Source organism: Acinetobacter sp. YH16052 (assembly GCF_013417155.1).
Lineage (GTDB): Bacteria > Pseudomonadota > Gammaproteobacteria > Pseudomonadales > Moraxellaceae > Acinetobacter.
The window spans coordinates 21158-28518 of the sequence record NZ_VPEO01000025.1; the positions used below are offsets into that span (position 1 = coordinate 21158).

Genomic DNA, 7361 nt, shown 5'->3' on the forward strand with positions numbered 1-7361 from the left:
CGCCCTTAGAAAAATGAATCAAACATATTAAATAACGCACCTGCCGGATCACGCGGTGGATGCAGATAGGCCACTTCACCAGCATTTGGTGGCGTGCGGTTTTCCACCCGGATCCGCGGCGGACGATCCGAACTTTCATGCAAAACGCGGATTTGTGAGGTCCATAAGCGGCCGGTACTTTCACTGTAAAAAAGCGGCAGGGCAGGCACTGGCACATTCATTCGGTCAAAGCGCAATTGCTGGTTGCTGATATTGTGAAATTCAATTGGTGTGACTGCACGAAAGGCTCGCGGATGTAACTGTTTCAGTTCGGTTCTGCCATCGACTGCGGTGGCATAGCAAATTTCCCCCGAACGGTGATTGGGTCCAAACCAGGTGTCTTTTGGCAAGATTACCGGCAAGTCAAAAATCGGTTCGCGCTGCCCCTCGACAAAACCGGCAATCCATAAGGGCGTGCTGATATAAAGCGTACCGCGCTGTCCGGCAGGAATATAAATAGGATCGACTGGTTTAATCACCACAGAACGGTCTGCAAGGCGTGGCATCAGTTGCAATTTGTTTTGCGTGGATTTGAACATATAGCGTTCAATTTTCACAGGTGGGGGAAAGGCAAAATTCGGATCATCAATCTGATGCCATTGCTGCTCATAATCGTATTGCACTGAAGGGCGGAAATATTCCAGTCGCCATTCCTGAATGCCCCGGGTCAGGCGAAACAGTAAGGAGCCAAACTGCCAGGCTTTAGACTGATTTATTTCAAAATTCTGTTCTCCCCACCAGCGCATTTTCGCTGTATTTGGGATTAATTCATCTTTATCTTGCGGCAATCTTGGCACCCTTTCTTGCTAAATCTTTGAAAACATACTTCACGCTGTCATATGCTTAGAGTACACTCAATTTAAATTTTTTCATCATTATTATAATCCGCGATGCAAGTACTTAAACAATTACAAATCCCATATAGCTTCGCCAAGCGCCATGGTGTGCTGTTGCGTTATGAGGGAGATCAGGCCTTTATTCTGCGTCGTGACAATACCTCGATGCTTGCATTGCAGGAAGCTCGCCGTCTGCTCGGTTATCCGGCTCATTTTCAACTCTGTAGCGAACAGGAATTTAACCAGTTACTCAGTTCCAGTTTTGCCGGCGATAGCGGCGAATCGCAGCAGGTGGCTGCCGGTCTGGAAGATCATCCTGATTTACTCAGTCTGGCTGATTCGGTTCCGGAAGCTGAAGACCTGATGGACCAGGAAGATGATGCGCCGATTGTCCGTCTGATCAATGCACTTTTATCCGAGGCAATTCGTGTCGGCGCTTCCGATATTCATATTGAATCTTTTGAGAAAAAACTATCGGTACGTTTACGGGTCGATGGCCAATTACGCGAAATTGTCCAGCCACGTCGTGAACTGGCACCGCTTCTGGTTTCACGTATTAAAGTGATGGCCAAATTGGATATTGCTGAAAAACGTATCCCACAAGATGGCCGTATTTCCTTGCGTCTGGCAGGGCGTGAAGTCGATGTGCGTGTATCAACCTTGCCATCTTCTTATGGTGAACGTGTGGTGATGCGTCTTCTGGACAAGCAGGCAGGCCGTTTGAACATGACCCATTTGGGCCTGATGAATAATGACTATGATCGACTCAAGACTCTAGTGCATCGCCCACATGGAATTATTTTGGTAACCGGCCCGACCGGTTCGGGTAAAACCACCACCTTATATGCGGCACTTTCTGACCTGAATGACGGTTCTAAAAACATCCTCACGGCTGAAGATCCGATTGAATATCAACTGGAAGGCATTGGACAAACGCAGGTCAATACCAAAGTCGATATGACTTTTGCCCGTGCGTTAAAAGCCATGTTGCGTCAGGACCCGGATGTGGTCATGGTTGGTGAGATTCGTGATCTGGAAACCGCAGAAATTGCAGTACAGGCATCCCTGACAGGACATCTGGTGTTATCCACCTTGCATACCAATACTGCCATTGGTGCGGTTACGCGCCTGAAAGATATGGGGATTGAGCCATTTTTGCTTTCCAGTTCTTTAATCGGGGTAATAGCCCAACGTCTGGTGCGTACCTTGTGTCCACATTGCGCGACCTGGCATGAAGCAGATGCTTTCGAAAAGAATCTATTTGGTAATATTGAGCATCCCCAAGATTTAAGATTACCGCAACCTCAAGGCTGTGAACGTTGTGGCAATACTGGCTTTAGTGGTCGTACCGCGATTTATGAAATTGTGCCAGTCGATGATCATATGCGCCGTTTGATTCATGGTAATGCGGCTGAATATGAAATCGAAAGTTATGCACGTCAGCAGTCAGGTTCTATTCGCGATGATGGTCTGCGTAAAGTACTGGCCGGAAAAACCACGATTGAAGAAGTATTGCGAGTAACCAACGAAGCAGTAGAATAATTTTTTAATCTGCTCGCTTTATCATAATGGTCGTCAGGACTTTTGGATATTTACCAGAGACTGACGATTTTTTTCATGAGTTGTGCACGAAAAGGTGCAGTCGGATTTCCCGGATTACGCAGAGTTTCATTTTCATAAAAGTTCTGCCAGGCTTGTGCCATTGCTAAACTCAGTCCTTCCTGTTTCATTGTTTCAACATCTGCCTGAGTAATATTGAGAAAACGGGCTTCAGCATCTTTGGGGCCAGCGCCCCAGCCAATAATCCCTTTACCAAATTCAGGCAGAATCATATTGTTGGGTGTTGCAGGAATGGGTAGGCGTTCAATTTCAGTATTGAGCAGAGATTTTATTTTCGGACGGATTTTTTCTGAGAGATAAAGATCTGCAAAAGAGGTTGTAGCAGTGAGGAGCAGGAGAGAATTCAGAAGAACTAGTTTTAACATCAATATAAATCGAATAAATGTAAATAAGAATCATTATATATAATTTCTTAAGTTTTTGCTGCAGTTTTCAAGTGGGGAAGAGAAGTAGCTTTTGACAAAAGATGAAGCGGGTAAATTTTGAAATTTATAATTGAAGTCTAGCTATCCTGAAACTTTTTTCAGGATAGCTGTTAAATAAAAAAATTAAGTAATTACGTTTAAGTTCACATCAATATTATTACGGGTCGCATTCGAGTATGGGCAGACGATATGCGCAGCATCGACCAGTTTTTGCGCTTCTTCCTGATCCATGCCTTCAAGATGGATGTTTAATGTCACTTCGATCCCGAACCCGGTAGGAATCGGACCAATCCCAACATCACCTTCAATATAGGCATCTTTACTGATATTGAGCTTGTCACGATTGGCAACAAATTTCATTGCACCCAAGAAACAGGCGGAATAACCTGCGGCAAAGAGCTGTTCAGGATTGGTTCCACCGCCTGGTCCCCCCATTTCTTTAGGTACGGCCAGTTGGACGTCCAGAATCTGATCGTCAGAAATGGCGCGGCCATCACGGCCCCCTGTGGCTTTGGCATGTGCGGTATAGACGGCTTTTTCTAATGACATGAGTTAAATCCCTGTTTATTTTTCGTAGAGCTTCTATGCTCGGTGATTTCACCTGAAGAATAAGCAGGGATTTTGTTATTTTATGCAAGCAAATGAAACGATTCAGGAAAGTTGAAGAAGTCTACGGTGTTGCATTAAAGGCATGGATTCACGCACTTTTTGCTGTTCATTTAAATCAAAGTCGACGGTGATGAGTTGAGCACCTTCTGCATGGATCATATTAAGAAGTTGTCCACGACTATTGGTGGCGGCTGCATGTCCCCAAGTCTGGCGTTTTTCTCCATGCCAGCCTTGTTGAGCCGCACCAAGCACCGAACATTGGCTATCTAGAGCACGTGTTTGCAGAAGAAGCTGCCAGTGCATTTCACCTGTGGTATAGGTAAAAGCAGAAGGTGCGGTCAAGAGGTTTGCACCTTTGGCTCGTAGATTTAACGCTAGTTCCGGAAAACGCAGGTCATAACAGACCATTAAACCAATATTACCAAAAGGGGTTTTGGCTACGACAACATCTGTGCCGGGCTCAAAGAACTTGGATTCCTGATAACCACCAACAGCATCACCGACTTGCACATCAAATAGGTGAATTTTGTCATAACGCGCTTCGGTCCGTTCCGGACTGATACACAGGCTAACGGTACGCACCCGGCCATCTTCAATGATCGAACCATCCGGACGATAAGGGCAGGGTAATGTACCGGCAACGATCCAAGTGTCATATTGATGGGCAAGTTTTTCCAGACGCTGCTGAATCACTTCAAATTGTGCAGCAGTTTCGCGCTGTTTTCCTGCGGCAAAACAGACAAAGTTTTCCGGGAAAACAATCAGTTCAGCACCATTGGCCTTACTTTGTTGAATTAAAGATTCAATCTCCACGAAATTGGCATCAATTTCATTTTGAGAATTCATTTGTACAACAGAAAGTAAAGTCATAGGGTCCTCTTATAAGATGGTTATACCTTTTGCTCGGAAATTTTATCTAAATTGTCTTGCTCTTTCTGTAGCTGTTTTACTAAAGGTTCAAACATGTTCTGATTGCTTTGATTCAGTTTCATCAAGGTTTTATGCGCATCCAGAACCGTATTCAGCATATTTTGATGCGTGACATGTTCTTCCATCAGCGCACGTGTGCAGACATTTGGATCACCACAATAATTCAGAATCACAAACACCTGGCTCAGTCCCATACTGTTGGCCAAAGTGGTAATGTCAGAATTGGTAGAAAGCATGACAGCCTGAATGTTATGTACTTGCTTGAGTTTGAGTCCTAGTTTCGCTAAAACACCGAGTACAGTACTGTCAATGAAACTGGTTTCGGTGAGATCAACGATAGCGCCAACTACGTTGTCTTGCTGTTCAATTTTGTTCAGTAATTTGTCTAGACTAATACAAGATTGGGCACGCACTTCGCCGATAAGCTTAAAAATATGCGTTCCGTTCAGACTTGCATATTCAACATGACCTGTTGACATATAAATGCCATTTGCAGAGAAGGATATTAAATTATCCCATAGGGTGTATTGATACTCAAGTGGCTGAAAGTAGTAATCAAATTAAGTGCTTATAAAGCCTGTAAATATACTGCTAATTTACGCGGATAAAGCTTAAAAAGGCGATATCGTCAGCCACATGTTCCGGAGCCTGAAAAGATTGATTCTGCAAATGGTGTAATAATTGCGAGAATTGTTCATTTAAACCACCATCAAAAGGTTCCAATGCCCCATCCGAACAGATAATAAAGCGTGCATTGCGACTTAATATCCATTCATTTTCCTCAACTTCAAGATCTTCGGTTAAACCCAAAGGGAAGCTGCTGGAAGATAGAATTTTAGGTTCTTGATTAGGTTCAAATATAATCGGTGGTGGGTAATGTCCAGCGCTGGACCATTTCAATACATGGGTTTCCAGATTAAGAATCCCGGCAATCATGGTGATGTGCTTTTCAATATTTTCCTGCATCAGCATACCGTTCAGCTTCTTGATCAGCTCGCGCGGCGTCTTGGAGCGACCATGGAAAGCTGCCATCCAGGACGTGAGCAAACTACTGGTGACGCCATGTCCGGATACATCGGCCAAATAGAAAATCACTTCTTTGTCGCTGATTTTCCAATAATCATACCAATCCCCTGAAAGATAGGCTGAAGGCTGAAAATAGGTTTCGACCTCGTAATTGGTCAGTTCAATCGGATTCGGTAACAATTTTTTTTGTAGTTCTGCAGCAGAAGGCAGGTCACGGCTATCCTGGTTACGCTTATATTGTGCATCAATTTTTTGTAATGCCAGATCTGGATTCTCGGGAAGCTTGTTCCAGATCCAGCCGGCTAAAGCACCTTGTTCCCAGGCCTGAGCCAAAGCAGTACCTTCATTTTCTAAGGCCAGTACAATCGTAGGCAGATTCCACTTATATTTCAGATAATCATGTACATCTGCAATCGCAATAATCGTAGAGTCATACAGTTCATGATCATCCAGATAGATCATCTGAACATGAGGAAGCGTATCAAGTACTTGATCTAAGTAAGGAATATCACGAGTCGGTTGAATGAAATACATAAAAAAGTGATTCAATCCCAGGATTGGCTATAAGATGTACTATAACAAGCAAAGTATTGCTAGCGAACAGATTTTCACTAGCAATCATACATGAAGCTTAAACTTAAAGATCTTCGTTTGAAGATTCAATGTTGCTATCACTAGAAGGTGCATCATCAGAATTGTCATCTTCAAAATCATCTTCTAGGAAAAGCGTATCTTGTTCTGTGCCTTTCTTTTCTGCAATTGCATAATTGGTACGTTGCAAATAAATATCGCGAATCTGCGCATAGCGATCACCCGTCAGCACCCCTTCAACGTCCAGTATTTCAGAACGGGTATCAATGGCACGCCAAAACTGATCAGTCCAGTAAAGTCCATCTTCATCTTCGAGAATGTATTTTTGTGGACGAGCTTGACTATCTACAGCAGTACCGATTACGCCACGGACAGAACTTGGACCTAAAAATGGCAACATGATATAAGGGCCAGAAGGCACGCCATAATAACCTAAGGTAATTCCAAATTTTTCCTCTTCATGACTCAAGCCCAGGCGACGCGCTGGATCAGCCAGTCCTAAAGTTGTTAAGGTGTTAATGGTAAAACGACCTAGAGATTTAGCAGCGCGGGCAGGACGACCTTGAATCAGCTGATTCACCACATTCCAAGGTTCACCCAGGTTACTGCGGAACTGGGTATAGCTGCCACGAACATCTTGAGGAACTTTTTCCACATATTGTACAGCTATGGGACGTACCACGGTGCGGTCAATCGCATCGTTAAACTGATAGATCTTTCTATTTAACGGCTGAAAAGGATCTTTAACTTCTTCAGCTTGTGCTGCACTGGCATCAACTTTCAGTTGCGTTTGTAATTGTTGCGCTTTGGTTGAGATCTTTGTTCTAAGTGGCGTTTTTGCAGGCTCGTTTTCCAGATTTTCCACATCGGTGGTCACCTCAGCGAAAACATGTGCGCTTGAGGCTAAAGAAAATAAGCATATAGATAAGTAAATAGAACGATGCATAAGGTAACCCGAGGCCTTTTCTGTGTAAGTAGCACTACTTATTAGTATGAAAATAATAAACGTTATATTCACGAATAGACATCATTTAAGCAAATTTGTATAAAAAATGAATGAAAACACACGAAAAGCTTAAAAAATATACATACAAAATGATTTTCTTGAAAAAGGTGTTGCAAGGGCTCTGAAATGCTGTAGAATGCACATCCATCGGTGGTGATGAAGATTAAAACTTCTGATAAAACAGTGACTTAGTTAAGTTTGATTAAGTTCGGTTTTAGAAAGAAAGTTTAAAAATAGTTTTCATTACTGGTTGACTTTCTAGAGATAGAGAGTAATATA

The 7361-nt window shown here is 43.3% G+C and carries 8 protein-coding genes; 1 reads left to right on the forward strand and 7 read right to left on the reverse strand.

Annotation, left to right across the window (positions count from 1 at the left end; translation table 11 throughout):
• Window positions 1-5: 5 nt before the first annotated feature.
• Window positions 6-785, reverse strand: coding sequence for a hypothetical protein (locus FTV42_RS13735; RefSeq protein ID WP_180039070.1), 780 nt, complete (start codon window positions 783-785; stop codon window positions 6-8).
• Between the two features lie 144 nt (window positions 786-929).
• Between FTV42_RS13735 and gspE the strand changes: the two genes are divergently transcribed.
• On the forward strand, window positions 930-2417 hold the full coding sequence (gene gspE / locus FTV42_RS13740) for a type II secretion system ATPase GspE (protein WP_180039067.1): 1488 nt from the start codon (window positions 930-932) through the stop codon (window positions 2415-2417).
• Between the two features lie 50 nt (window positions 2418-2467).
• Here the strand turns inward: gspE and FTV42_RS13745 are convergent, their stop codons facing one another.
• The 6 genes from FTV42_RS13745 to FTV42_RS13770 form a co-directional block, all read right to left on the reverse strand.
• The gene (locus FTV42_RS13745) at window positions 2468-2860 is read right to left on the reverse strand and encodes a DUF4951 domain-containing protein (protein WP_005103334.1); all 393 of its coding nucleotides are present in this window, start codon (window positions 2858-2860) and stop codon (window positions 2468-2470) included.
• A gap of 183 nt (window positions 2861-3043) precedes the next feature.
• Window positions 3044-3469: an organic hydroperoxide resistance protein gene (locus FTV42_RS13750; RefSeq protein WP_005246047.1), complete on the reverse strand. Its 426-nt coding sequence runs from the start codon at window positions 3467-3469 to the stop codon at window positions 3044-3046.
• A gap of 102 nt (window positions 3470-3571) precedes the next feature.
• Window positions 3572-4399, reverse strand: a complete 828-nt coding sequence (locus FTV42_RS13755; RefSeq protein ID WP_180039068.1) for a carbon-nitrogen hydrolase family protein — start codon at window positions 4397-4399, stop codon at window positions 3572-3574.
• A gap of 20 nt (window positions 4400-4419) precedes the next feature.
• Window positions 4420-4938 carry an anti-anti-sigma factor GigB gene (gigB, locus tag FTV42_RS13760; RefSeq protein ID WP_004647542.1) on the reverse strand — a complete coding sequence of 173 codons (519 nt, stop codon included), beginning with the start codon at window positions 4936-4938 and terminating at the stop codon, window positions 4420-4422.
• Window positions 4939-5050: 112 nt separating this feature from the next.
• The gene (gene gigA, locus FTV42_RS13765; protein ID WP_005107789.1) at window positions 5051-6019 is read right to left on the reverse strand and encodes an RsbU family protein phosphatase GigA; all 969 of its coding nucleotides are present in this window, start codon (window positions 6017-6019) and stop codon (window positions 5051-5053) included.
• 103 nt (window positions 6020-6122) lie between these two features.
• Complete coding sequence (locus tag FTV42_RS13770; RefSeq protein ID WP_180039069.1) at window positions 6123-7022, reverse strand: VacJ family lipoprotein; 900 nt, start codon at window positions 7020-7022, stop codon at window positions 6123-6125.
• Window positions 7023-7361 lie beyond the last annotated feature (339 nt).

Excerpts from the sequence above, each read along its gene's own strand:
- FTV42_RS13735 (WP_180039070.1), bottom strand. The coding sequence starts at position 785 with ATGCGCTGGTGGGGAGAACAGAATTTTGAAATAAATCAGTCTAAAGCC.
- gspE (WP_180039067.1), top strand. The coding sequence starts at position 930 with ATGCAAGTACTTAAACAATTACAAATCCCATATAGCTTCGCCAAGCGC.
- FTV42_RS13745 (WP_005103334.1), bottom strand. The coding sequence starts at position 2,860 with ATGTTAAAACTAGTTCTTCTGAATTCTCTCCTGCTCCTCACTGCTACA.
- FTV42_RS13750 (WP_005246047.1), bottom strand. The coding sequence starts at position 3,469 with ATGTCATTAGAAAAAGCCGTCTATACCGCACATGCCAAAGCCACAGGG.
- FTV42_RS13755 (WP_180039068.1), bottom strand. The coding sequence starts at position 4,399 with ATGACTTTACTTTCTGTTGTACAAATGAATTCTCAAAATGAAATTGAT.
- gigB (WP_004647542.1), bottom strand. The coding sequence starts at position 4,938 with ATGTCAACAGGTCATGTTGAATATGCAAGTCTGAACGGAACGCATATT.
- gigA (WP_005107789.1), bottom strand. The coding sequence starts at position 6,019 with ATGTATTTCATTCAACCGACTCGTGATATTCCTTACTTAGATCAAGTA.
- FTV42_RS13770 (WP_180039069.1), bottom strand. The coding sequence starts at position 7,022 with ATGCATCGTTCTATTTACTTATCTATATGCTTATTTTCTTTAGCCTCA.